Here is a 22,507-nt window from a genome sequence, read left to right on the forward strand (position 1 = left end):
TGCCGCTGCAGCGGGGCCTGGGTTTGGGGCCCGGTTTACGTCGGGGGTGGTGGCGAGGGTTGGGGGCCAAAACAATAATTGTCATCACGAGTCGGCCCCGGCGCGGCGCTATCGCGGCGCCGGGGCCCCGGAACAGCACCATCACGAGGATTGTCAGCTGAGGTGCGCGAACCATGTACGAACTCGGAGACTGTTCAACACGCTTGGAAAGCGTGTTGGGGGCAACCCCTCACGAGCTCGAATCTCGTATCCTTCGCCGGCCGAAGGCCCGGACTGCTGAGAAGCAGTCCGGGCCTTTGTCGTTTCCAGTGTCCGGTTCAACCGCTCACGGCAGCGGAGAGGACCGCGAGGCAGAGCAGCATGCAGCTGGCGAAGGCCGCGCCAGCCGTGATGACGGCGCTTTGCCGGTCCGTACCGGCGCTCCGCTTCAGCATGAAGGCCAGCAAGGCGACGATCACGGAGGTGAGCGCGGAGACGAGCAACCACGGAACTCGCGTGACGACGGGCAGGTTACTCATTTGCGGCTTCCTCTGCTGTCTTGTGGTTGATGCGAGGGGCGAGTCCGACGGGCTGGTGAGCGGTCGGCAGTGCCACGGTGCCCATCAAGAGCGTTGATAGGTCGCCTCTGGCGGCATCGGCTGCGGCAGCCGCCTGCTGGTGGGCTGCGATCTGATCGTCGAGCACACGCAGAAGCCCTCCAACCCGCTGTTGCTCCTCATACGGCGGCAGCCATACCGGAAGCTGCCTCATCGCGCTGGTCTTGATCGAGTCCACGGTCGACATCGCCGCTCGGTCCTTGATCCACGCCTGGGCCCCTGGAAGCGAGAGGTACGCCAGGACGAAACGCGGGTCGACGCCGGGTTCGAAGTCGTACAGCCGGAGGAGGTTCCCGCTGTAGAGGCTGCCGGCCTCCTCCGCTCCCACCAGCGCCATGGGTCCGACCGTCCCGGTACGTGTACAGAGGATGTCGTCCTCGCGCAACAGGAACCGTTCGAGCTGCTGTGCCTCGCGTGCCAGGATTCTGGTGTCCTCGCTGCCGTGGATCCGCCGGCTTCGCAGGTGCTTGGGCAGAACCACTCGAACAGTGCCGTCCTCGGAGTACATTCCAGGCTTCAGCAGAGAGGGCGACGGGCCGGGCTGCACCTTGCACAGATCCTGTAGGAGCACGTTTCGTCGGCCGCCAGCATCGGGTTCCGGGCTGCGGCCGGGCACTGCCCGCTCCCAGAGCCACCGCGCCTCCTCGTCCAGGGATCCCGTCAGATCCAAGGCAGCGTCGAGCTTCTGACGGGCGGATTCCACCTGCGCGGGTGTCGCCACCCTGTACGCGCCGAGGCTGACGTAGTCGACGGGGCTGAGCGAGTAGCTACGCTGCTCGATCTCCTCCACAGAGACGGATCGACCGAGCGCGCGCGCTTCGTCGGGCATCGGGGTCCCGTCGCGCAGCGATCGGTGGAGCTGCCCCAGGAGCCGCACATCGTCGGGGCGCAATTCTCGACGGGTCCGAGTGACCAGCTCACCCAACTCACGGGCATTGATGAAGTGCACCTCAGTACGCTGCGACGGCGCCGTCAGGAACCAGATGCAGGCCGACACCGCGGTACCGGTGAAGAGGTGCGGGGGAAGGGCGAGGATGCCGTCGACGACCCCGTCCTCGACCAGGGCTTGCCGGATCGCACGCTCCCTCGGCTGGTCGGATACGGCAGCGTTGTCCGCCATGATCACCGCAGCTCGTCCGCCGGGTCTGAGGGTGGAGAGGATGTGCTGGATCCAGGCGAAGTTGGCGTTGGACGGAGGCGGGGACCCATACCGCCAGCCTTCGGCCACCACCCGGCCCGATTCGGCGTTGAACGGTGGATTCGCCATCACCAGGTCCGCCCACCCCTGCCGTCGCTCCCCCGGCTCGGGCCACGGTGTGACGCCACGGGTGTCCGCCCGTGGCGTCACACCGTGAAGCATCAAGTTCATCGCGGTTCGGCGTAGCGTCGCCTCGTCCGGCTTTCCGGTCGTCACCGTCAACATCGAACCGTCGCCACTGGCCGCCACCATGGCCGACAGCAGTTCACCACCACGGGGATAGGGATCGTGGATCCGGCCCGACACACCCGCCGGGGCAACGAGCTCGCTCAGCAGGGCCACCACCGTTCTGGGCGTGAAAGCGCTACGGCTGTCCATGCGCACGACGTCGGCGTACGCGTCGAGTAGATCCCGGAAGGCATCCCGATCGAGTTCAGCCACCGAGGCCATCAACTGCGGAATGTCAGCGGCGGGTAGGGGCTCAAGACGCTGCAGCGCCAGCCTCATGCCCGGCATGACCCCACAGTTCTTCAGCAACTGATCGCTTCGCTCCCCCACCTCACTCAGGAAGCCCTTGGATGTCACCGCCAGGTGCGCGTCGACCCGGTCCTCCAGGGCCGCCCAGTCCTTGTGTGCTCCCCACCTCAGAAAGATCAGGCACATCGGCAAGGGAAGATAAGCCGTCAGCGACGACGCGCCCCACGCTTCCACCATCTGAGGCTTCAGCAACTCCGCCAGAACCCGCCGGGACCGCGACCGCTGCTGCTCGGCACTCGGTGAAGACAGGGCGATCCCAGCGGCCCGGCCAGCCACGGGCACACCCTCGTACAGCCCGGACGAGGCTCGGACTCTGTCGCCAAAGGTGACTCCTGCGGACTCCTCCTCCCTCCGTGCCGACCTGGGCACCGACCGGGCATCAAGCCATCGCAGGATGTCAGCGAGCCGGAACAGCCGCTTGTGGCCGACCCGCAGCTCCTGCGGAAAGTCCGGATGGCGGTTCTGCCAGTTCGTGACCGCAGGAGCCCCAACGCCGGCCATCTCTGCAATCTCGGCTCGGGAGACGAGCCTCCCGTCACTACTCTTGTCACTCATCGCAGTCACTCTCCCCGTCACCGGTCGGCTGTCCTGTTGGAGTGAAGCTAGATGACAGGCCATCAGGCTCTCAAGTGAGCACTGAAGTGCGCATGCATCTCCACCATGACAGCCTTTGGCGCAGGAGATGGAGCGCCACTCAAGAGGGTGCGCTTGAACTGCACGTTTACTGGCGATCTTTGAGTGCACCGCTGCCGTCAACTGGTGCAAGAGGCGAACTGTGAAGTTCACAGTTGCAGGGAAGGCGCACCACGGCAGACCTACGGGAGTCCCTTGGAAGTCGACACCTCTGAAGGCCCTGAGGAGCGTCGACACGCTCCGTAATGTCAGTCGCGGAGTGGAGGCATCGACCCGGCCGCTCCCGTTCGGCGCAGCCCGGTGACGAGGGGCAACTGCGATTCGCCACCAACGAAGCCGCCGGGAGAATTGGAAAGCGTGTTGGGGGCAATCCCTCACGAGTTCGGAGCTCGTATCCTCCGCCTTTGATTGAAGGCCCGGACCGCTCGATGCGGTCCGGGCCTTCGTCGTGCCTCGGTCTCAGCGGGTCTGCATGGTTTCGGACTCAGCGGACACTGCTGCGAGGCAGTGCGGCCCAGGCTGTCGAGAGTCGGCTGATTAGTTCTGCCGCCGTCTCCGGGGTGAAGGAGTAGGGGAGGCGGATGTAGTTGTCGTGGGTGCCGGTCGGATCCATCGTGGCGCCCGGGATGACCTCTGCGCCGTGGCGCAGGGCCAGTTGCGCGTAGATCCGGGCGTCCGTGCCCGGAGGCAGGCGGATCCACAGCACGGAGCCTCCCTGCGGTTCCTGCCAGTGCCAGTCCGGAAGCTGCCCGGCCAGCAGCCGGGTCGTGGTGGCGAGCCGCTCGCGGAGGATGCGGTCCCGTTCGGGTGCGAGGGCCGGGAGCGCGGGTAGCAGCCGGGCGGCAAGGGCTTGGTCGAGGACCGGACTGCCGAGGTCGTCGAGCGCCTTGAGTCGGGCCAGGCGTGCCACGGTGTCCTGTGGCGCGCGGATCCAGCCGATCCGCAGGCCGCCCCAGACCGCCTTGGCCAGCGAACCCACCGTCAGCACGGTTGCTCCGGCGGGTTCCGCGGCGATCGGCGGTGGAGCCTGTCCGGGCGCGAGGGCCGCCGCGTGGGCGCTGTCCTCGAGGATGGTGACGCCGTGTTCGGCGGCGAGCTCGGCCACTCGGCGGCGGCGTCCGGCGGACATCAGGGTGCCGGTGGGGTTGTGGTAGGTCGGCATGACGTAGAGCAGCGCAGGCCGGTGTCGGGCGAGTGCGTCGGCGAGCCGGTCGATCCGGATGCCGTCCGAGTCCAGTTCGACGCCGACCAGCCGTGAGCCGGCTGCTCGGAGTACGTCCAGGCAGCCGGGCCACCCGGGGGATTCCACGATCGTGGTGGACCCGCGCCCGAGGTACAACTGGGCGCTCAGGGCGACGGCCTGCGTGGCACCGGTGGTCACCACCACCTGGTCGGGTGTGGTCGGCAGGCCGTGCGCGGTGTGGTGGGCGGCGATCGCCGCGCGCAGTGCGGGCAGTCCGGCCGGGTGGTAGCCGGCGTCGAGGAGCAGCCCGGGCAGGTCCTCGCGGACCAGGTCGAGCAGCGCCTCGGCCAGGTCCGGCCCGCCTGCCTCTGCCGCCTGCCCCAGCGAGATGAGGTCCGGCGGCCGCGCCACCAGCCGTTGGATCACCGCGGTGGCCTGGCCGCCGCGCACCCGCCCGTCCACCGGAGCCCGGTGGACGTCGGCTCCGCCCGATACCCGCGTGCCGCTGCCCCGGCGGGTCTCGACCAGGCCGGACCCGCGCAACTCGTCGTAGACGGCGACCACCGTCGCCCGGCTGACCGACAGCGCCTCGGCGAGCCGCCGCTCGGACGGCAGACGGTCACCGATGCGTAGGTCCCCCGCCCGTACGGCCCGGACGAACGCCCCGGTGAGCCGTCGGTACAGCGGCCCCTCGGCCGCACTCCAATCACCCAGCAGGTCGATCAGCCCGGCGGGCTCGGACGTCTCGCGATTCCGTTCCACTTTCCCCTCCATTGGCACGGGAGTACGAGCCGCCGCCGGACGAGGCTAACGGCATGACCTCCACCTCATCCCTTGACCCCCGCCTGGCCGCCATCTGCGGCCTGTCCGTCGTCGCCGCGCGGGACAGCGCGGGACGGCACGAGTACGACGGAGCCGTCCAGGACCTGTCTTCGGGCGGAGTGCGTCGCGGCCTCGCCGCACTCGGCGGCCCGGCAGGGACCGAGCCCTACTCCGACCCGCACGACGAGACGCACGCGGCGGCCGCCGAGGAAGCCCTCCGGGTCCGCTTCGGCGAGCTCGAACTGCACCGGAGCAACCCCCTGTGGCACATCGAGAATCTGGACCTGTCCGGCTACGACCGCCCCTACGCGCCGCGGCCCGAGCGGGACGCCGCCCGGACGGCCCACCTGCGGCACTGGCCCGACGCCGTGGACGCGGCGATCGAGGCCTTGGACCGCGTGCCCGCGCCGCTGGCCGCCGCCACGCTGCCGCTCGCCCGCGGACTGGCCGCTTTCGTCGACCCCCGGGGCGGCCCCGTCCACGGTGCCGCCGGCCGGGCGCACACCCGGTTCCTGACCCACCTGGAGCGGGCGACCATCGAGGGCCCGCCGTCTGCGGCACTCGGCGGGCCCGCGCTCGCCCGCCTCCTCGGCGCGGCCGAGGCCTGCACCGTCGACCTCACCGCGATGTCCGCCAGGGTGGACGCGGAACGGGACCGGCTGCTTGCGCTCCTCGACGACTCGCTGCGTCGCGTCGACCCCGAGGCCGCGCCCGCCGACACCGTACGGGCCCTCCAGGCCGACCACCCCGACGTCGACGGCCTGCTGGACGAGTTCGCCGCGCTCGTCGACGAGACGGTCGCCTGGACCGCCCGGCGGGATCTGGTGCCCGACCATGACGTCGAGGTGGGCGTCCAGCCGATGCCCGACTCCCAACGCCGGGCACTGGCCGGCCTCTTCGCGTCCGCGCCCTACGAGGCCGACGCCCCCGGCAGCTTCCGCGTCACCCTCCCCGACAATGGATGGAACAGGGCGGAACGCGACCAATGGCTGTCGACCGGCTTCAACCGGACCCTGATGCCCAACATGGCGATCCACGAGGTGACCCCCGGGCACGCCAGCCACTTCAGGGCCTTGCGCCGTGCGGCGACCGATGTGCGCCGCACGCTCCACTCCGAGGCCTTCATCGAAGGATGGGCCCACTACTGTGAGGAGTTGGCCCTGGAACAGGGCTTCCGCGACGGCGACCCACGGGTCGCCGTCGCGGTCGCCCAGGACGCGCTTCGCAGGGTCACCCGCTTCGGCTGCGCGATCGGACTGCACACCGGAGCCATGACCCTCGCGGACGCGGCGGCACGGTTCACCGAGGACGTCTCGTTGGCCGGCCCCGCAGCCCTCCACGAGGCCCAGCGTGGGCTGTTCGATCCCACCTACGGCCGGTACACCTGGGGCAAGTTCGCGATCATCGACCTGCGCGAGCAGGCCATGGGGCGTTGGGGCGCCACCTTCTCGCTCCGCCGCTTCCACACCGCGTTGTTCGACCTCGGCGCCCCGCCCCTCGGCCTGCTGCCCACGGCCCTGGACCGCGGATGACCTCGCTCACCGCTTTCGCCCTGGCCTCGCTGCTCCTGGTCGCCGTGCCCGGGCCCAATCTGATCTACATCGTCACGCGCAGCGTGCAGGACGGCCGGCGGGCCGGCGTCGTGTCGGCCCTCGGTGTGGAGACCGGCACGCTCGTCCACGTCATCGCCGCCGTCGGTGGACTTGCGGCACTCATCGCCGACCACCCGCTCGCCTTCGCCCTCCTGCGCTTCGCGGGCGCCGGGTACCTCGCCCACCTGGGCGTACGCGCGCTGCTCCGCCGCCCGTCCGCCGCTGCCGGCGCAGAACGCCCCACCCGACACCGGCTGCTCCGGCTCTATGGCGACGCCGTCCTCGTCAACCTGCTCAACCCCAAGGTCGTCCTCTTCTTCCTGGCCTTCCTCCCACAGTTCCTGCCAACCGGCCTGCCCCCTACGGAAACCCGGACCCGCATGCTCGTCCTCGGTGCGGTCTTCCTGGTCATCGCGCTCGTGCTGGACCTCTGTTATGCCCTCGTCGGCGCCGCACTCACCGGTCGGCTCCGCGGGACACCGCACCGCGCCCGCCGGCTGTCCTGCCTCACCGGCGGCGTCTACCTCGCCCTGGCCGCCCTGGTGTTCATCTGAGGCCCCGCACGGCCGGGGCGGCTTCCAGGGGCCGCGCGCTCATGCCGCGTCTCGGCCGACCGTGGGTGCGGTTCTGGTTGTGCGGTGTTCCGTGACCGCCGTGACCGCCAGGGCGGCGGCGGTCAGCAGGGACAGCAGTGCCCAGGCGGGGGTGAAGCTGCTGGTGCGGTCGATGAGCAGCCCGAGCACGGGCGGCACCGTGACGATCGCGATCTGGTTGACGGACATGGCCAGGCCCAGAGCGAAGCCGGTCCTGCCCGGCGGGGCGGCTTCGGTGACGTAGGCGACCCATGGGCCGTACCAGCCGAAGCCGAAGAAGCCGAGCCAGACGAAGACGCCGGAAGCGACGACCGGTGCCCGCCCGGCGGGCGTCATCAGTACGGAGAGTCCGGCGATCACGGCGACCATGCAGACCAGCACGATGGCATAGCGCCCACGCTTGCTCCGGTCGCTCCAGAACGCCAGACAGATGCGGCCCGCGACGCCCGCACCCTGGGCGGCCACCAGGACCAGGGCCGCTTGCCCGGCACCGAACGACGAGGCCTGGTGGAGGTAGAGCACCGTCAGGATGCTCACGCCGGACTGCACCGAGATCAGGCTGGTCCCGGACAGCATGATCTTCACCATGGACGGTTCACGGAACATGTGCAGCCTGGCGCGGAGTTGTGCCGTGAACGCGTCCGACGGCGCCTTGTCCGCCGGGGCGGGCAGTGCGGGCGGCGGACGGTGGCAGCCCATGAAGAGGGCGGCTCCGATCAGCGCCACGAAGCCGCCGGTCAGCAGCGTCGCCCGCCAGTCGAACTCCGCGGCGACGAGCGGGAGTACGGCCGAGGCGAGCGCCGCCCCCAGCGGCAGCCCGGCCTGCCGGACGCCCATGGCGAAACCCCGCTGGGACGCGTCGAACCAGGACGCCACCGACTTGCTCCCACCTGGCTGGACACTGCTGTATCCCGCGCCCACCACCAACAGCGCGACCAGCAGGGCCGGGTAGCCCGGTGCCTGGCTCCCCACGCCCAGGGCCACCGCGACCACGCCGGCCCCGACTCCGACCACCCAACGCTCGCTGTAGCGGTCCAACAGTTCGCCGGCCACCAACAGCCCGGCCAGCGGGGCGAGTTGGGCTGCCGAGACCAGGAGGCCCAGCTGAACCGTGCTCAGGTTCAGGGCGCGCTGCAGGTCGACGCCGAGCGCTCCGATGCCGCCCACGAAGAAGCCGGACGCGGCCTGGGTGAAGGTGGCGATGCCCAGCACGATCCAGCGGTAGCGCCAGGGGTCGCGGGCCTGGGATCCGGCCCGTCCGGCGGTTTGTTGTGTCATGCCGACCACACTGTTGTAATACCCTTATGCACCTCAACCCTTACGGTGAGGACGCGGTGAACCTGGCCGCGGACCTGGCCAACAACCGGCCCGGGAGCGCGGAGGAGCTGGCAGGCCGCTGCCGCACCGCCGGGCTCACGCTGGAGCGCCCGGTGACGACGGACGACCTCGACCGCGCCCAGGCCGCACTGAACGCCTGGGAGAAGATCGTCGATGCCGCCGGAGAGCAGGAGCGCGCCGATCTGCTGAACCGGATGCTGGCCGAGGCCGCCGCTTACCCCCGGCTGACCTCCCACCCGGGTGCCGGCTGGCACCTGCACTACCGGGACGCGGAACAGCCGCTCGGCTCCGTACTGTTCACGCTGTTCGCGGTCGGCACCGCACTGCATCTGGCGGGCCGTGGCATGCACCGGCTCCGGCGCTGCGAGGTGATCGAGTGCGACACGGCCTTCGCCGACACCTCGCGCACCGGACGGCAGCGCTACTGCTCCCAGCGCTGCGCCAACCGCGATGCCGTTCGCAGGCACCGGGCGCGCTCCGCGGGCGCCTGACCGGTTGACGGGTCCGGGGCTCAGGGGCGGAGGAAGAAGAGGGGCGGGGAAACAACTCCCTCCACTCTTAACCTATAGCGCATGGGGGGTCTTGCGGCAAGGCCCCTGTGGTGGCGGACAATCGCAGGCCTCAGATCGGAGCTGATGCCATGAACCCCCTGACCACCAGCGCTTTCGACCTCCCCGAGCGGCTGTCCGCCAAGGCCGACCCCGCGTTGGTCGCGGCCGACGAGCGGCACTTCGCGGCCATCGCGGAGAGCCTGGAGCGGGCGATCGCCGAACTCTCCGACCAGCTCGACACCGTGCGTCGCGCTCCGGGCGGCGCCGGGCAGGCGGCGATGGACCGCGACATCGAGGTCCACCGGCTGAGCGGCCGGCTGCGCGCCCTGCGCCGCTACGGCCTGGACCTGTGCCTCGGGCGCACCGTGACCGCGGAGGGCGCCGAGCCGCTGTACATCGGCCGGCTCGGGCTCACCGACAGCGAGGGCCGGCGGCTGCTGATCGACTGGCGCTCGCCCGCGGCCGAGCCGTTCTTCGCGGCGACCCACGGCGACCCGATGGGCCTGGTGAGCCGCCGCCGCTACCGCTGGACCCGCGGCCGGATCTCCGACTACTGGGACGAGGTGTTCACCGCCGAGGGCCTGGCGGGGCACGCCGCGCTGGACGACCAGTCCGCGTTCATCGCCAGCCTGGGCGGCAACCGATCGGCCCGGATGCGGGACGTGCTGGCCACCATCCAGGCCGACCAGGACGCGATCATCCGGGCCGGCTCGCGCGGCGCCCTGGTGGTCGACGGCGGCCCCGGCACCGGCAAGACCGTGGTCGCCCTGCACCGCTCCGCCTACCTGCTGTACGCCGACCCCCGCCTCGGCCACCGGCGCGGTGGCGTGCTGTTCGTCGGCCCGCACCAGCCGTACCTGAACTACGTCGCCGACGTCCTGCCCAGCCTGGGCGAGGAGGGTGTGCGCACCTGCACCCTGCGGGACCTGGTGCCCGAGGGGGCGGGCGCGTCGGAGGAGACGGACCCGGAGGTCGCGCGGCTGAAGTCCTCGGCGGAGCTGGTGCGGGCGATCGAGAAGGCCGTCCGGTTCTACGAGGAGCCGCCGACCGAGGGGCTGCTGGTCAGCACCCACTGGGCCGACCTCCGGCTGAGCGCCGGGGACTGGGCCGAGGCCTTCGACGCCCCGGACCCGGGCACCCCGCACAACGAGGCGCGCGAGCAGATCTGGGACGAGCTGGCGGCGATCCTGCTGGACAAGCTGGAGCAGGGCGAGGAGGAGGTGTCGCCCGAGCAGTTCCGCCGCTCGCTGCGGCAGGACCGGGAGCTGGTGGAGACGCTCAACCGGGCCTGGCCGCTGCTCGACGCGACCGACCTGGTCGGCGACCTCTGGTCGGTGCCCGCCTACCTGCGGATGTGCGCGCCGCACCTCGCCCCGGAGGAGGTCCGCGCGCTCCAGCGCAAGCACGCCCCGCAGGCGTGGACGGTCTCCGACCTGCCGCTGCTGGACGCGGCCCGGCAGCGACTCGGGGACCGCGAGGCGTCCCTGCGCCGACAGCGCCAGCGGGCCTCGGCGGCCGCCGAGCGGGAGCGGATGGCGGACGTGATCGGCGACCTGATCCAGGCCGACGACGACGGCGAGGGCGTGGTGACGATGCTGCGCGGCCGGGACCTCCAGGACACCCTGGTCGACGAGGACGCGCTGCCCGCCGCTGACGCCGAGCCGCTGGCGGGCCCGTTCGCCCACATCGTGGTGGACGAGGCGCAGGAACTGACCGACGCCCAGTGGCAGATGCTGCTGCTGCGCTGCCCGTCCCGGAGCTTCACCATCGTCGGGGACCGGGCCCAGGCCCGGCACGGCTTCGCCGAGTCGTGGCAGGAGCGGCTCGACCGGGTCGGCCTCGACCGCACCACCATGGCCTCGCTGAGCATCAACTACCGCACGCCGGCCGAGGTGATGGCGGAGGCCGAGCCGGCCGTCCGGGCGGCGCTGCCGGACGCCAACGTGCCGACCTCGGTGCGCAGCAGCGGCATCCCGGTGCGGCACGGGTCGGTGGCGGAGCTGCCGGCGGTGGTGGACTCCTGGCTCGCCGAGCATGACGAGGGCGTCGCCTGCGTCATCGGCGCTCCGGGCTTCCGGGAGCGGTCGCGGGTCCGTTCGCTCACCCCGGAGCTGGCCAAGGGGCTGGAGTTCGACCTGGTGGTCCTGGTCGACCCGGAGGCGTTCGGCGACGGCGTCGAGGGCGCGGTGGACCGCTACGTCGCGATGACCAGGGCGACCAGCCGGCTCGTCATCCTGCGCAGCAGCTGAGGAACGACCGCCGGTACGCGGAAGGGGCCCGGCGCATCCCGGCGCCGGGCCCCTCGGGAGACCATCGAAGCCCCAGGCCCGTCAAGGCCCCAGGCCCGTCAAGGCCCGTTGCCTGCAAGGCAGTTGTGCGCCCGCAAGGCAGTTGGGCGCCCGCAGGTCAGTTGTGGGCGTGCAGGTCCGCGTTCAGGCCGCCCCAGGAGCCGGAGCGGGCGATGACCTCGACCGTGCCGGTCTGCGAGTTACGGCGGAACAGCAGGTTGTCCTGGCCGGACAGTTCGACGGCCTTGGCCACCGTGCCGTCCGGGGTGGTGACCCGGGTGCCGGCGGTGACGTACAGGCCGGCCTCGACGACGCAGTCGCTGCCGAGCGAGATGCCGATGCCCGCGTTGGCGCCGAGCAGGCAGCGCTCGCCGACGGAGACGACCTGCTTGCCGCCACCGGACAGGGTGCCCATGATCGAGGCGCCACCGCCGATGTCGCTGTGGTCGCCGACCACGACGCCCGCGCTGATCCGGCCCTCGACCATCGAGGTGCCGAGGGTGCCGGCGTTGAAGTTGACGAAGCCCTCGTGCATCACGGTGGTGCCGGGCGCGAGGTGCGCGCCGAGCCGGACGCGGTCGGCGTGGGCGATGCGCACGCCGGTGGGGGCGACGTAGTCGGTCATCCGCGGGAACTTGTCGATCCCGTAGACGGCCAGCTGGCCGCCCTGGGCGCGGACGGCGAGGCGGGCCTGCTCGACCAGGTCGACCGGGACGGGGCCGATGCTGGTCCAGGCGACGTTGGCGAGCAGGCCGAAGATGCCGTCCAGGTTCTGGCCGTGCGGCCGGACCAGGCGGTGGCTGAGCAGGTGCAGGCGCAGGTACACGTCGTGGGTGTCGAGCGGCTTCTCGTCCAGCGAGGCGATGGTGGTGCGCACGGCGACCACCTCGACGCCGCGGCGGGCGTCGCTGCGCAGGGCCGCGCCGGCGCCGGCGCCGAGCTCGGCCTCGGCCTGCTCGGCGGTCAGCCGCACGGTGCCGGCCGGGCCGGGCTCGGCGGCCAGCGCGGGGGCGGGGTACCAGGTGTCGAGGACGGTGCCGTCGGCGGCGATGGTGGCCAGGCCGGTGGCCACGGCGCCGGTCGCCGGGGAGGTGGATTCGAGCGAGGTGGATTCAGCAGTCACACCGTGCACGTTAACCAATGGCGGGCTCCGCTGCCGAACACGCCCATCGTCCGGACGCGCCGGGCGGATCCGCAGGCCGGCGGTGTGCGGGGCGGGAAAACCCGGTGCTCGGACGCCTGGTGCTGGGCAATACTCGGCCGGGTGTTCATGTCGATTTCCACCACAGGCAGCGCCGAGCGCCCGGCGACGGATCTCGGGTTCCTGCTGCACAAGCATCCCGGCAAGGTCCAGCGGTTCACGACGTCGCACGGTGAGGCCCACGTCTTCTACCCCCGGGCGGAGGACGAGGTCTGCACGGCGGCGGTGCTGCTGGACATCGACCCGATCGCGCTGGTCCGCAAGGGCCGGGGCAACGGCAAGGGGCGCGGCGGCTCGCCCGACTTCGCGCTCTCCCAGTACGTCAACGACCGCCCGTACGCCGCGTCCTCGCTGCTCGCGGTGGCGCTGCGGACGGTGTTCCGCTCCGCGATGAAGGGCGACTGCCGGGTGCGCCCGGAGCTGCCGGGGCAGCTCCGCCCGCTGCGGATCGAGCTGCCCGCGGTGCCCGCGAACGGCGCGGGCGAGGCCGGCGGCCCGGCGATGGTGGCCCGGCTGTTCGAGCCGCTGGGCTGGCGGGTGGAGGCGTCGGCGGTCCCGCTGGACGAGGCGTTCCCGGAGTGGGGCGAGTCCCGCTACGTGCGGATCGTGCTCGCCTCGGAGTCGGTGCGGCTGGCCGACGCGCTCCAGCAGCTGTACGTGCTGCTGCCGGTGCTGGACGGTGCGAAGCACTACTGGGTCGCCCCGGACGAGGTGGACAAGCTGCTCGCCGCCGGTGAGGGCTGGCTGGCGGCGCACCCGGAGCGGGCGCTGATCGCCCGGCGCTACCTGTCCCGGCGCTGGTCGCTGACCCGGGCCGCGATGGAGCGCCTGGAGCTGGCCCGGCTGGCCGAGGCGGACGACCGCGAGGTCGAGGAGATCGACAACGCGGTCGACGACCGGCCGGAGGAGGAGAGCCCCGAGCACACCACGGACGGTCCGACCGGTCCGACCGGACAGGCCGGGCAGGCCGGGCAGGACGAGCCGACCGGGCAGGACGGCCAGGACGGCCAGGACGCGCCCAAGCAGCCGTCCCTCGCCGAGCAGCGCCGCACCGCGATCCTCGCCGCCCTGCGCGACACCGGCGCGGCCCGGGTCGCCGATCTCGGCTGCGGCCAGGGCGAGTTGATCGGCGCGCTGCTGAAGGACGCCCGGTTCACCGACATCCTCGGCGTGGACGTGTCGGCGCGGGCCCTGCACGCGGCGAACCGCAAGCTGCGCCTGGACCGCCTGCCCGAGCGGCTGGCGGCGCGGGTGACGCTGGCGCAGGGCGCGCTGACGTACACCGACGCGCGGTTGAAGGGCTACGACGCGGCGGTGCTGTGCGAGGTGATCGAGCACCTGGACCTGCCGCGGCTGCCCGCCCTGGAGTACGCGGTGTTCGGCTCGGCCCGCCCGAAGACGGTGGTCGTCACCACGCCCAACGTCGAGTACAACGTCCGCTGGGAGAGCCTGCCGGCGGGCCGGGTCCGGCACGCGGACCACCGCTTCGAGTGGTCGCGCGCCGAGTTCGCCGCCTGGGCGGGGAAGGTCGCGGCGGCGTACGGCTACACGGTGGAGCTGCGCCCGGTCGGCCCGGAGGACCCGGAGGTCGGCCCGCCGACCCAGCTCGCCCTGTTCCGCGCAGCAACCGAAGCCGCAACCGACACCACCACGCCCGACACCACCACGACGCCCGAAGGAGGCGAGACCCGATGACCGAGGACGCGACCAGCACCGAAGCACCCGCGACCGAGCCGGAGGCCACTGAGGCCACCGAGGCCACCGGGGCCGTCTCCGCCCCCGCCCCCGCCCCCCGCCGCCTCCCCGTCACCGACGTCTCCCTCGTCGTCCTGATCGGCACCAGCGGCGCGGGCAAGTCCAGCTTCGCCCGCCGCCACTTCCTGCCGACCCAGGTGATCTCCTCCGACTTCTGCCGCGGCCTGGTGGCCGACGACGAGAACGACCAGTCGGCGTCCGCCGAGGCCTTCGACGTCCTGCACTACATCGTCGGCAAGCGCCTCGCGGCCGGCCGCCTCACCGTGGTGGACGCCACCAACGTCCAGCAGGAGGCCCGCCGTCAGCTGGTCGCGATCGCCCGGGCGCACGACGTGCTGCCGATCGCGATCGTGCTGGACGTCCCGCCGGGCGTGTGCGCCGAGCGCAACCGTTCCCGTCCGGACCGCCAGCTGCCCGCCCACGTCGTCCCGCGCCAGAACCGCGAGCTGCGCCGCTCGCTGCGCGGCCTGGAGCGCGAGGGCTTCCGCAAGGTGCACATCCTGCGCGGCGAGGCCGAGGTGGAGGCCGCCGAGATCGAGCTGGAGAAGCGCTTCAACGACCTGCGCCACCTCACCGGCCCGTTCGACATCGTCGGCGACATCCACGGCTGCCGCTCCGAGCTGGAGACCCTGCTGACCCGCCTCGGCTACACGGTCGCCCGGGACGCCGAGGGCCGTCCGGTGGACGCCGTCCACCCGCAGGGCCGCACCGCCGTGTTCGTCGGCGACCTGGTCGACCGCGGCCCGGACACCCCGGGCGTGCTGCGCCTGGTGATGGGCATGGTGGCGGCCGGCCACGCGATCTGCGTGCCGGGCAACCACGAGAACAAGCTGGGCCGGGCGATGGACGGCAAGAAGGTCACCGTCTCGCACGGCCTCCAGGAGTCGCTGGACCAGCTGGCCGGGGAGAGCGAGGAGTTCAAGGCCGAGGTGCGGGCCTTCATGCGCGGCCTGGTCAGCCACTACCTGCTGGACGGCGGCGCCCTGGTGGTCTGCCACGCCGGCCTGCCGGAGCGCTACCACGGCCGCGCCTCCGGCCGGGTCCGCTCGCACGCGCTGTACGGAGAGACCACCGGCGAGACCGACGAGTACGGGCTGCCGGTGCGCTACCCGTGGGCGGAGGAGTACCGGGGCCGGGCGCTGGTGGTCTACGGCCACACCCCGGTGCCGAACGCGAGCTTCGTCAACAACACCATCTGCCTGGACACCGGCTGCGTCTTCGGCGGCAGCCTGACCGCGCTGCGCTACCCGGAGCGCGAGCTGGTGAGCGTCGAGGCGGAGCAGGAGTGGTACGCCCCGGTGCGCCCGCTGATCACCGACGCGCCGGGTGCCCGGGAGGGCCGTCCGCTGGACCTCGCCGACGTGGCGGGGCGCCGGACGGTGGAGACCGCTCTGCACGGCCGGGTCGCGGTCCGCGAGGAGAACGCGGCGGCCGCGCTGGAGGTGATGAGCCGCTTCGCGCTGGACCCGCGGCTGCTCGCCTACCTGCCGCCGACCATGGCGCCGAGCCCGACCTCCCGCCGCAAGGGCTACCTGGAGCACCCGGAGGAGGCGTTCTTCGCCTACCGCGCGGACGGGGTCCGGCACCTGGTGTGCGAGGAGAAGCACATGGGCTCGCGCGCGGTGCTGCTGGTCGCCCGGGACGCCGCGGCGCTGGAGCGGCGCTTCGGCGTGGCCGGGCCGGGGGCGATCTGGACCAGGACCGGCCGGGCCTTCCTCGACGACGAGGAGCTGACCGGCGCGGTGCTCGGCAGGGTCCGGGCGGCGGCCGAACGGTCCGGCCTGTTCGAGGAGTCGGGCTCCGACTGGCTGCTGCTGGACGCCGAGCTGATGCCCTGGTCGCTGAAGGCGGTGGAGCTGCTGCGCCGCCAGTACGCGGCGGTCGGCGCGGCGGCCGGTGCCGCCCTGCCGGAGGTGCTGTCGGCCCTGGAGCAGGCGGCCGGGCGCGGGCTGGAGCTCGGTGAGCTGACCGCCCGCCAGCGTCGCCGCGCCGCCGACGCGCAGGCCTTCACCGAGGCGTACCGGCGGTACTGCTGGCCGACCGAGGGTCTGTCGGGCATCCGGCTGGCGCCGTTCCAGCTGCTGGCCGCGGAGGGGGCGAACCTGGCGGTGCGCCCGCACGACCAGCACCTGGCCTGGATCGACCGCCTGGTGGCGGCCGACGACGAGTCGGCGCCGGTGCTGCACCGCACCGGCCGGGTCCTGGTGGACACCGAGGACGAGGCCTCGGTGGCGGCCGCCACCGCCTGGTGGGAGGAGCTGACGGCGGCGGGCGGCGAGGGCATGGTGGTCAAGCCGCTGGCCTCGATGGTGCGGACGGTGCGCGGCGAGGGCCGCTCGGGCGGTCTGGTGCAGCCGGGCATGAAGGTCCGCGGCCGGGAGTACCTGCGGATCATCTACGGCCCGGACTACACCGAGCACCTGGAGCGGCTGCGGGTGCGCTCGCTGGGCCACAAGCGCTCGCTGGCGCTGCGCGAGTACGCGCTGGGCCTGGAGGCGCTGGACCGGCTGGCGGCGGGGGAGCCATTGTGGCGGGTGCACGAGGCGGTGTTCGCGGTGCTCGCCCTGGAGTCCGAGCCGGTCGACCCGCGCCTGTAGGACTGCCGCGCTCGTAGGAACAGGGCAGCGTAGGAACGGGGCAGCGTAGGACGCACAGGAGGGGAAGTCCCACCGGGGCTTCCCCTCCTTCACCGCCAGTCTGTATAGAAATTCCGAGCGTCGTATACACTTGCCACTTTCCCCCAGTCCCGTCACCCCAGGAGCCCGGTATGGCCTTCAACCTCCGGAACAGGCACTTCCTCAAGGAGCTCGATTTCACGCCCCAGGAGTTCCGCTTCCTGGTGGACCTCGCGGCCGGGCTCAAGGCGGCCAAGTATGCGGGCACCGAGCAGCCCCGGCTGCGCGGCAAGAACATCGCGCTGATCTTCGAGAAGACCTCGACCCGCACCCGCTGCGCCTTCGAGGTCGCCGCGCACGACCAGGGCGCCACCACCACCTACCTGGACCCGTCGGGTTCGCAGATGGGCCACAAGGAGTCCGTCAAGGACACCGCCCGGGTGCTCGGCCGGATGTTCGACGGCATCGAGTACCGCGGGCACGGCCAGGAGATCGTCGAGGAGCTGGCCGAGTACGCCGGCGTCCCGGTCTGGAACGGCCTGACCGACGAGTGGCACCCCACCCAGATGCTGGCCGACGTGCTCACCGTCACCGAGCACACCGCCAAGCCGCTCGCCGAGGTCGCCCTGGCCTACCTCGGCGACGCCCGCTCCAACATGGGCAACTCGCTGCTGGTCACCGGCGCCCTGCTCGGCATGGACATCCGGATCGTCGCCCCGCGCGCCCTCTGGCCGGCCGAGGAGGTGCGGAAGGCGGCGCAGGAGTTGGCCGTCGGGACCGGCGCAAGGATCACGCTGACCGAGGACGTGGCCGAGGGCGTGGCCGGCGCCGACTTCCTCTACACCGACGTCTGGGTCTCGATGGGCGAGCCCAAGGAGGTGTGGGCCGAGCGGATCGAGCTGCTCAAGCCGTACCAGGTGTCCATGGACACCGTCCGGGCCACCGGCAACCCGAACGTGAAGTTCCTGCACTGCCTGCCGGCCTTCCACGACCTCGGCACCGTGGTCGGGCGGCAGATGTACGAGGCGACCGGGATGACCGAGCTGGAGTGCACCGACGAGCTCTTCGAGTCGGCGCACTCCATCGTGTTCGACCAGGCCGAGAACCGCCTGCACACCATCAAGGCGGTCCTGGTCGCGACCCTCGGCTCCTGAAGGCGTGACCGCGTGACCGCGTGACCGCGTGAAGGCCTGAAGGCGTGAACGCCTGAAGCGCTGAGGGGCGGAGGGGCTACCGGTCCAGCTTGACGCAGCCCACCCGGTCGCCCGCCGCGTGCGGGCCGGCCGGGGTGCCCGCGTGCAGCACCAGCGACCGCGCCCCGCCGGCCCGCGGCTGCCAGGCCACCTCGGCCGTGGCGGTGCCGTCGCCCCGCTCGTCGGTGCGCACCACCAGCCGCAGCTCGTTGCGGTCGTTGGCGTAGGCCGGGTCGGCGGACGGCTGCACCGGGTCGACCACGTCCTGGTAGTGCGGCCCGGAGGCGGCCGGGTCGGCCCCGCAGGTGCCGGTGTGCAGGTGCACCGGGAACTCGTGCCCGGCCGCGACTCCGGTGAGCGTCACGGTGAGCACCGTCCGCCCGGGCGCCGAGCGGTCGGTGACGACGGTGGCGTGCGAGCCGTACGGGACCAGGTCCTGGGCGTAGCTGATCGCGGCCGGCGGGACGAAGGCCGTCGCCGGGTCGAAGTCCGCCTCCATGACGGAGACCGGCGCGACGGCGGGGGCGAGCAGCGCGAGCGGCAGCAGGGCGGCGGCGAACGGGAGGGGCATCGGCGGGCCTTCCACGGGCAGGGCGACGGTCACCCTGCTAACGCCGCCGGGCGGCCCGGGACACTCTCAGCCGGCCGCGCTCGGGATGCCCCGGATCTCGCAGCGCGGGCCGCTGGCCCGCATCAGCCGCAGGTCGGCGGTGACCAGCGGCGCGCCGTACCGCTCGGCGACGGCGACGTACGCGGCGTCGTCCGGGGTGAGGTTGTCCTTGAGCTCCCAGATCCGGCCGAGCAGCGGCGCCACCTCGACCTTGCGGATCGCCACCGCGGCCAGCTCGCCGGTGAGTTCGGCGACCCGCCCGGCGGTCAGCTCCTTGGCCAGGTGGAGGCCGCGCAAGGACTGCATCACCTCGATGATGACGTGCTCGGGCGCCAACCACTCGCGGTCGGCGGCGAGTTCGGCCCGGGCGCGCTGCCCGCGCGGCCCCTGGTCGGCGAGCGCCAGCACCAGCGCGGACGCGTCCACCACGATCATCCTCGGCCCCTTCCACCCCGTCTTCCACCCCGTCACGACAGCGGCCACCGTACCGGGCCGGGCCTCACCCGGTGGAGTCGGGTTTCGGGGTCGCCGGGGTGCCGGTCGGCTGGTTGAGCTCCGGGCTGCCGTCGTGGAAGGGCCGGATCGTCTGCTCGGCCCGTTGCGCCTCCTCCGGAGTGGTCCACTCCCGCAGGTCGGCGCCCGTCGCGGCGGCCTGCAGCTGGTCGAGGCTGAGCGGCAGCCCGTCCCGGACCGTCTGGACCTTGGCCTGCCCGGCGACCTCCGCCTTGTTGGTGGCGTCGAGCGTCACCCGGGCCCGGTCGGGCCGCAGCACGTCGACCTCGCGCTGGAGGGCGTCGCCGGTGGCCCGTTCGGTGCGCAGCACCCGGGTGCCGTCCGGGAGCACGCTGTCGGAGCAGTAGCGGAGCCGGCCGTCGGCGTTCACCCTGGCGCAGCTGAACAGTTCGTCGAGGCTGGGGTGGGAGTCGGGCGCGCGGTGGTCGCCGAAGCCGCCCTCGAACCAGAGCCGGACGTTGGCCGGGCCGGAGCCGTCGTCGTAGAGCAGGTCGGCGACGGTCGTCACGTGCTCGGGGTCCGTGGTGCGGGTCCTGCTCACCTGCGAGTACCCGGAGTAGTCGGAGGTCCGTTCGGCCGTGGGCAGTGCCTTGGTGAGGGCGGCCAGCGCGGTGCGGCCGGTCATGGCGACCTTGCCGGTGTTGGGGCCGGTGCCCCGTTGGGGCTGTTCCGGGCTGTCGTCGGTGTGCTCCACCGGTTGCGGGTAGCGCCGGCCGGGGGTCGGTGCGGTCGAGGCGGTGGCGGTGGCCGCGGCCGCGACGGTGCCGCCGTCCCGGGGTCCGCCGCCGGTCCGCAGCGCGACGGTGCCGCCGACGGCCAGGGCGGCGACCGCCGTCACGGCGGCGGCGACGGTCAGCCGGCGGCGGCGCCGGATCGAGCGGCCCTGCCGGGTGCTCGCGGCGACCAGCGTGCCGAGATCGGGGCCGACGCCGGCCATGGTGCGCGCGAAGGTGGCGGACAGCTCCCGGCCGTCCGCGTCGGGCTCGTTCACGGTCATGGGGATTCCTTCCGACAGCAGCTGGGGGGAGGGGGCTCAGGAGCGGGTGAGGTGTTCGGCCGCCTCCGGGCCGAGGACGGCGCGCAGCCGCTTGAGGGCGCGCAGCGACTGGGCGCGCACCGCGCCCGCGCTGAGGCCCAGTTCGCCGGCGGTCTCCTCGACGCTGCGGTCCTCCCAGTACCGCAGGACGAGCACCGCCCGGTCCCGGGGCGGGAGTTCGGCGAGGGCGGTGAGCAGGGTGACCCGCAGCGCCGGGTCGTCGCCGGGGGCGGCGCCCTCGGGGAGTTCGCCGATCGCGGGCCGCTCCCCGCTGCGGCGCAGCCGCCGGTGGGAGAGGTAGCTGCGCACCAGGGTGCTGCGGGCGTAGGCGTCCTGGTTGTCGGCCCGGCGGACCTTCGGCCAGGCGGCGTAGAGCTTGGCGAGGGTGACCTGGGCGAGGTCCTCGGCCAGGTGCCAGTCGCCGCACAGCAGCAGCGCGGTGCGGAAGAGTCGCTGCCCCCGGCTGTGCGCGAAGCTCTCGAACTCCGCGCTCTCCTCGGCCCGTCGCTTCTTCCCGATCACCGCTGTCTCCCCGTGCCCCGCGTGCCGGGCGTCTCCGCCCCTGTGCCCGACTGGACGCCCGAGCCCCAGGCCCGCGTTACGGCCCCAGGACCCGGTGGGCTCAGCCGCCGAGCAGCAGTCCGGCCAGCAGGGAGGCGGCGTTGGCGGTGCCGGAGGCGATCCAGGGCAGCGGGTCGCGCGGGCGCAGCCCGGCGAGGGGGCACAGCAGCAGGGCCTCGACCACGCAGACCGCGGCCTCGCTGAGCGCGAAGCTGGTCCAGTACGCTGCGGCGGGCCCGTCGGTCCAGTGCCGGAGGGTCCACCAGAGCAGCGGGTGGGTCACCAGGTTGACGAGCACGCCGGCGGCCGCCGCCCTCCAGGGGCGGACGTGTCCGATCCGGGCGAGGGCGGCGGTGTAGACGGGTGTCTCGGTCAGCAGGGTGAGGGCGAGGGCCACCGGGTAGCGCACGGCGGGGATCGTGCCACGAGGAGGGGGAGCATGGCGAGCACGGGGATCCGGGCAGCCGCCGGGGCGGGGCCGTGGCCCGCTCCCGGTCCGGCGGTCCGGCTGGGCGGGGCGCCGTTCGCGGGGTTCGCGCTGGCCGCGGTGGCGGCTCTGGTGCTGGCGCTGCGGGCGCCGACCGGTCTGGCGGTGCTGGGTCTGGCGGTGTTCGGTCTGCTGCACAACGTGCTGGAGCTGCGGTACGTGGCCGGGCGGTTCGCGGCGGTGCTGGCCGGTCCGCTGCTGCGGCTGCTGCTGGCGCTGGTGACCGGGATCGTGGTGTGCCGGCTGCTGCCGGCGTCGCGGCTGTCCCAGTCGGCGGAGATCCTGTTGGCCTACGGTCTGCTGGCGGCGGCCTGTCGGTACGGGCTGCGCGGCCGGCCGGGGGCGCTGGCGGCGGCGGGGGTGGGGCTGGCGGCCGCGGCTTCGGCTTCGCTGGCCTTCCCGGCGTACCACTTCGTGGTGCTGGCGCACCTGCACAACGTGGTGCCGCTGCTGTTCCTGGCGGAGTGGTCGCGCCGGCTGGCGCGGGGGCGCGCGGCGTTCCTGGTGCTGCAGTCCGGCTGGGTGCTGCTGGTGCCGGCCCTGTTGCTGAGCGGGTGGCTGGACGGCTGGCTGTCCCAGCGCCCGGGCGGTTGGACGGACCGGCTGGCGGCGGTGTACACCCCGCCGGGCTGGCTGACCCCGCAGGTGGGGCTGCGGTTCCTGGCGGTGTTCGCCTTCCTGCAGACGATGCACTACGTGGTCTGGGTGTGGTTCCTGCCGCGGTACGCGCCGGAGGCGGCGGAGCGCTTCGACGCCCGGGTGCCGGGCCTGCGGGGCGGCCGGGCGTGGGCGCTGGGGGTGGGGGCGGGCGGGCTGCTGGCCCTGTTGTTCGCCGTGGATTACGCCCAGGGCCGCTCGGTGTACGCGGCGCTGGCCAGTTACCACGCGTATCTGGAGTTCCCGGTGCTGCTGGCGCTGGTGCTCGGACTCCGCGACGACCGGGACGCCGACGCCGACGCCGACGCTGACGCTGACGCGGACCCGGACCGGGTGCGGACGGACGGAAAGGAGGTGAAGGTATGAGGACGACGACCCTGTTGGCCGACGTCGCTCCCGAGCCGACCGGCGGCTCGGGTGGTGAGCTCGTGGTGGTGCTGTTGCTGGCCGCCGCGATCGTGGCGGGGGCGGTCTGGCTGATCCGGCTGGAGCGCAAGCGCCGTGGCCCGGACGGCCGCTGACCTGCGGCGAAACGCCCCGGGGCATGC

The 22,507-nt window shown here is 72.8% G+C and carries 19 protein-coding genes; 9 read left to right on the forward strand and 10 right to left on the reverse strand.

Annotated features, from left to right (window positions below; all coding sequences use genetic code 11):
• Positions 1-317: 317 nt before the first annotated feature.
• The 3 genes from ACFVXG_RS39040 to ACFVXG_RS39050 form a co-directional block, all read right to left on the reverse strand.
• Complete coding sequence (locus ACFVXG_RS39040; protein ID WP_387934831.1) at positions 318-518, reverse strand: hypothetical protein; 201 nt, start codon at positions 516-518, stop codon at positions 318-320.
• Complete coding sequence (locus ACFVXG_RS39045; RefSeq protein ID WP_387934833.1) at positions 511-2,886, reverse strand: N-6 DNA methylase; 2,376 nt, start codon at positions 2,884-2,886, stop codon at positions 511-513. The genes ACFVXG_RS39040 and ACFVXG_RS39045 overlap by 8 nt, the downstream gene beginning before the upstream one ends.
• 562 nt (positions 2,887-3,448) lie before the next feature.
• Positions 3,449-4,909: a PLP-dependent aminotransferase family protein gene (locus ACFVXG_RS39050; protein ID WP_387934834.1), complete on the reverse strand. Its 1,461-nt coding sequence runs from the start codon at positions 4,907-4,909 to the stop codon at positions 3,449-3,451.
• A 53-nt stretch (positions 4,910-4,962) separates the two neighbouring features.
• Between ACFVXG_RS39050 and ACFVXG_RS39055 the strand changes: the two genes are divergently transcribed.
• A complete protein-coding gene (locus tag ACFVXG_RS39055; protein ID WP_387934836.1) occupies positions 4,963-6,501 on the forward strand; it encodes a DUF885 family protein in 1,539 nt (512 codons plus the stop codon).
• Complete coding sequence (locus ACFVXG_RS39060) at positions 6,498-7,115, forward strand: LysE family translocator (protein ID WP_387934838.1); 618 nt, start codon at positions 6,498-6,500, stop codon at positions 7,113-7,115. The genes ACFVXG_RS39055 and ACFVXG_RS39060 overlap by 4 nt, the downstream gene beginning before the upstream one ends.
• Positions 7,116-7,154: 39 nt before the next feature.
• Here ACFVXG_RS39060 and ACFVXG_RS39065 read toward each other — a convergent pair whose 3' ends face one another.
• Positions 7,155-8,432, reverse strand: coding sequence for an MFS transporter (locus tag ACFVXG_RS39065; RefSeq protein WP_387934839.1), 1,278 nt, complete (start codon positions 8,430-8,432; stop codon positions 7,155-7,157).
• Between the two features lie 26 nt (positions 8,433-8,458).
• Here ACFVXG_RS39065 and ACFVXG_RS39070 point away from each other — a divergent pair, with 26 nt between their 5' ends.
• Together ACFVXG_RS39070 and helR are read left to right on the forward strand one after the other, a co-directional pair.
• Positions 8,459-8,983: a CGNR zinc finger domain-containing protein gene (locus tag ACFVXG_RS39070; protein WP_387934842.1), complete on the forward strand. Its 525-nt coding sequence runs from the start codon at positions 8,459-8,461 to the stop codon at positions 8,981-8,983.
• 149 nt (positions 8,984-9,132) lie between these two features.
• Positions 9,133-11,292 (forward strand): RNA polymerase recycling motor ATPase HelR, encoded by a 2,160-nt coding sequence (gene helR / locus ACFVXG_RS39075; protein ID WP_387934844.1) that lies wholly within the window; start codon positions 9,133-9,135, stop codon positions 11,290-11,292.
• A 157-nt stretch (positions 11,293-11,449) separates the two neighbouring features.
• Here the strand turns inward: helR and dapD are convergent, their stop codons facing one another.
• A complete protein-coding gene (gene dapD, locus ACFVXG_RS39080) occupies positions 11,450-12,454 on the reverse strand; it encodes a 2,3,4,5-tetrahydropyridine-2,6-dicarboxylate N-succinyltransferase (protein ID WP_387934846.1) in 1,005 nt (334 codons plus the stop codon).
• 141 nt (positions 12,455-12,595) lie between these two features.
• Here dapD and ACFVXG_RS39085 point away from each other — a divergent pair, with 141 nt between their 5' ends.
• The 3 genes from ACFVXG_RS39085 (at position 12,596) to argF (ending at position 18,056) form a co-directional block, all read left to right on the forward strand.
• Positions 12,596-14,227: a 3' terminal RNA ribose 2'-O-methyltransferase Hen1 gene (locus ACFVXG_RS39085; protein WP_387934848.1), complete on the forward strand. Its 1,632-nt coding sequence runs from the start codon at positions 12,596-12,598 to the stop codon at positions 14,225-14,227.
• Positions 14,224-16,884, forward strand: a complete 2,661-nt coding sequence (locus tag ACFVXG_RS39090; protein WP_387934850.1) for a polynucleotide kinase-phosphatase — start codon at positions 14,224-14,226, stop codon at positions 16,882-16,884. Before ACFVXG_RS39085 ends, ACFVXG_RS39090 begins: the two co-directional genes overlap by 4 nt.
• Before the next feature lie 170 nt (positions 16,885-17,054).
• A complete protein-coding gene (gene argF, locus ACFVXG_RS39095) occupies positions 17,055-18,056 on the forward strand; it encodes an ornithine carbamoyltransferase (protein ID WP_387934852.1) in 1,002 nt (333 codons plus the stop codon).
• A 76-nt stretch (positions 18,057-18,132) separates the two neighbouring features.
• Here argF and ACFVXG_RS39100 read toward each other — a convergent pair whose 3' ends face one another.
• From ACFVXG_RS39100 to ACFVXG_RS39120, 5 genes are all read right to left on the reverse strand, one after another.
• A complete protein-coding gene (locus ACFVXG_RS39100; RefSeq protein WP_387934854.1) occupies positions 18,133-18,666 on the reverse strand; it encodes a superoxide dismutase family protein in 534 nt (177 codons plus the stop codon).
• A 66-nt stretch (positions 18,667-18,732) separates the two neighbouring features.
• The gene (locus ACFVXG_RS39105; protein WP_387934856.1) at positions 18,733-19,140 is read right to left on the reverse strand and encodes a type II toxin-antitoxin system VapC family toxin; all 408 of its coding nucleotides are present in this window, start codon (positions 19,138-19,140) and stop codon (positions 18,733-18,735) included.
• A 64-nt stretch (positions 19,141-19,204) separates the two neighbouring features.
• The gene (locus tag ACFVXG_RS39110; RefSeq protein ID WP_387934857.1) at positions 19,205-20,215 is read right to left on the reverse strand and encodes a hypothetical protein; all 1,011 of its coding nucleotides are present in this window, start codon (positions 20,213-20,215) and stop codon (positions 19,205-19,207) included.
• Positions 20,216-20,251: 36 nt separating this feature from the next.
• Positions 20,252-20,776, reverse strand: a complete 525-nt coding sequence (locus ACFVXG_RS39115) for a SigE family RNA polymerase sigma factor (RefSeq protein WP_387934859.1) — start codon at positions 20,774-20,776, stop codon at positions 20,252-20,254.
• Positions 20,777-20,876: 100 nt separating this feature from the next.
• Entirely contained in the window at positions 20,877-21,224 is a 348-nt protein-coding gene (locus tag ACFVXG_RS39120; RefSeq protein WP_387934860.1) for a hypothetical protein, read from the reverse strand.
• A gap of 30 nt (positions 21,225-21,254) precedes the next feature.
• On the opposite strand from ACFVXG_RS39120, the gene ACFVXG_RS39125 reads away from it, so the two are divergent.
• The gene (locus tag ACFVXG_RS39125) at positions 21,255-22,325 is read left to right on the forward strand and encodes a hypothetical protein (protein ID WP_387934861.1); all 1,071 of its coding nucleotides are present in this window, start codon (positions 21,255-21,257) and stop codon (positions 22,323-22,325) included.
• Complete coding sequence (locus tag ACFVXG_RS39130) at positions 22,322-22,480, forward strand: hypothetical protein (RefSeq protein WP_387934863.1); 159 nt, start codon at positions 22,322-22,324, stop codon at positions 22,478-22,480. The genes ACFVXG_RS39125 and ACFVXG_RS39130 overlap by 4 nt, the downstream gene beginning before the upstream one ends.
• Positions 22,481-22,507 lie beyond the last annotated feature (27 nt).

The sequence above is a fragment of the Kitasatospora sp. NPDC058162 genome (genome assembly GCF_042884005.1).
In the GTDB taxonomy this organism is placed as follows: Bacteria; Actinomycetota; Actinomycetes; order Streptomycetales; family Streptomycetaceae; genus Kitasatospora.

Excerpts from the sequence above, each read along its gene's own strand:
- ACFVXG_RS39040 (WP_387934831.1), bottom strand. The coding sequence starts at position 518 with ATGAGTAACCTGCCCGTCGTCACGCGAGTTCCGTGGTTGCTCGTCTCC.
- ACFVXG_RS39045 (WP_387934833.1), bottom strand. The coding sequence starts at position 2,886 with ATGAGTGACAAGAGTAGTGACGGGAGGCTCGTCTCCCGAGCCGAGATT.
- ACFVXG_RS39055 (WP_387934836.1), top strand. The coding sequence starts at position 4,963 with ATGACCTCCACCTCATCCCTTGACCCCCGCCTGGCCGCCATCTGCGGC.
- ACFVXG_RS39060 (WP_387934838.1), top strand. The coding sequence starts at position 6,498 with ATGACCTCGCTCACCGCTTTCGCCCTGGCCTCGCTGCTCCTGGTCGCC.
- ACFVXG_RS39065 (WP_387934839.1), bottom strand. The coding sequence starts at position 8,432 with ATGACACAACAAACCGCCGGACGGGCCGGATCCCAGGCCCGCGACCCC.
- ACFVXG_RS39070 (WP_387934842.1), top strand. The coding sequence starts at position 8,459 with ATGCACCTCAACCCTTACGGTGAGGACGCGGTGAACCTGGCCGCGGAC.
- helR (WP_387934844.1), top strand. The coding sequence starts at position 9,133 with ATGAACCCCCTGACCACCAGCGCTTTCGACCTCCCCGAGCGGCTGTCC.
- ACFVXG_RS39090 (WP_387934850.1), top strand. The coding sequence starts at position 14,224 with ATGACCGAGGACGCGACCAGCACCGAAGCACCCGCGACCGAGCCGGAG.
- argF (WP_387934852.1), top strand. The coding sequence starts at position 17,055 with ATGGCCTTCAACCTCCGGAACAGGCACTTCCTCAAGGAGCTCGATTTC.
- ACFVXG_RS39100 (WP_387934854.1), bottom strand. The coding sequence starts at position 18,666 with ATGCCCCTCCCGTTCGCCGCCGCCCTGCTGCCGCTCGCGCTGCTCGCC.
- ACFVXG_RS39105 (WP_387934856.1), bottom strand. The coding sequence starts at position 19,140 with ATGATCGTGGTGGACGCGTCCGCGCTGGTGCTGGCGCTCGCCGACCAG.
- ACFVXG_RS39110 (WP_387934857.1), bottom strand. The coding sequence starts at position 20,215 with ATGACCGTGAACGAGCCCGACGCGGACGGCCGGGAGCTGTCCGCCACC.
- ACFVXG_RS39125 (WP_387934861.1), top strand. The coding sequence starts at position 21,255 with ATGGCGAGCACGGGGATCCGGGCAGCCGCCGGGGCGGGGCCGTGGCCC.
- ACFVXG_RS39130 (WP_387934863.1), top strand. The coding sequence starts at position 22,322 with ATGAGGACGACGACCCTGTTGGCCGACGTCGCTCCCGAGCCGACCGGC.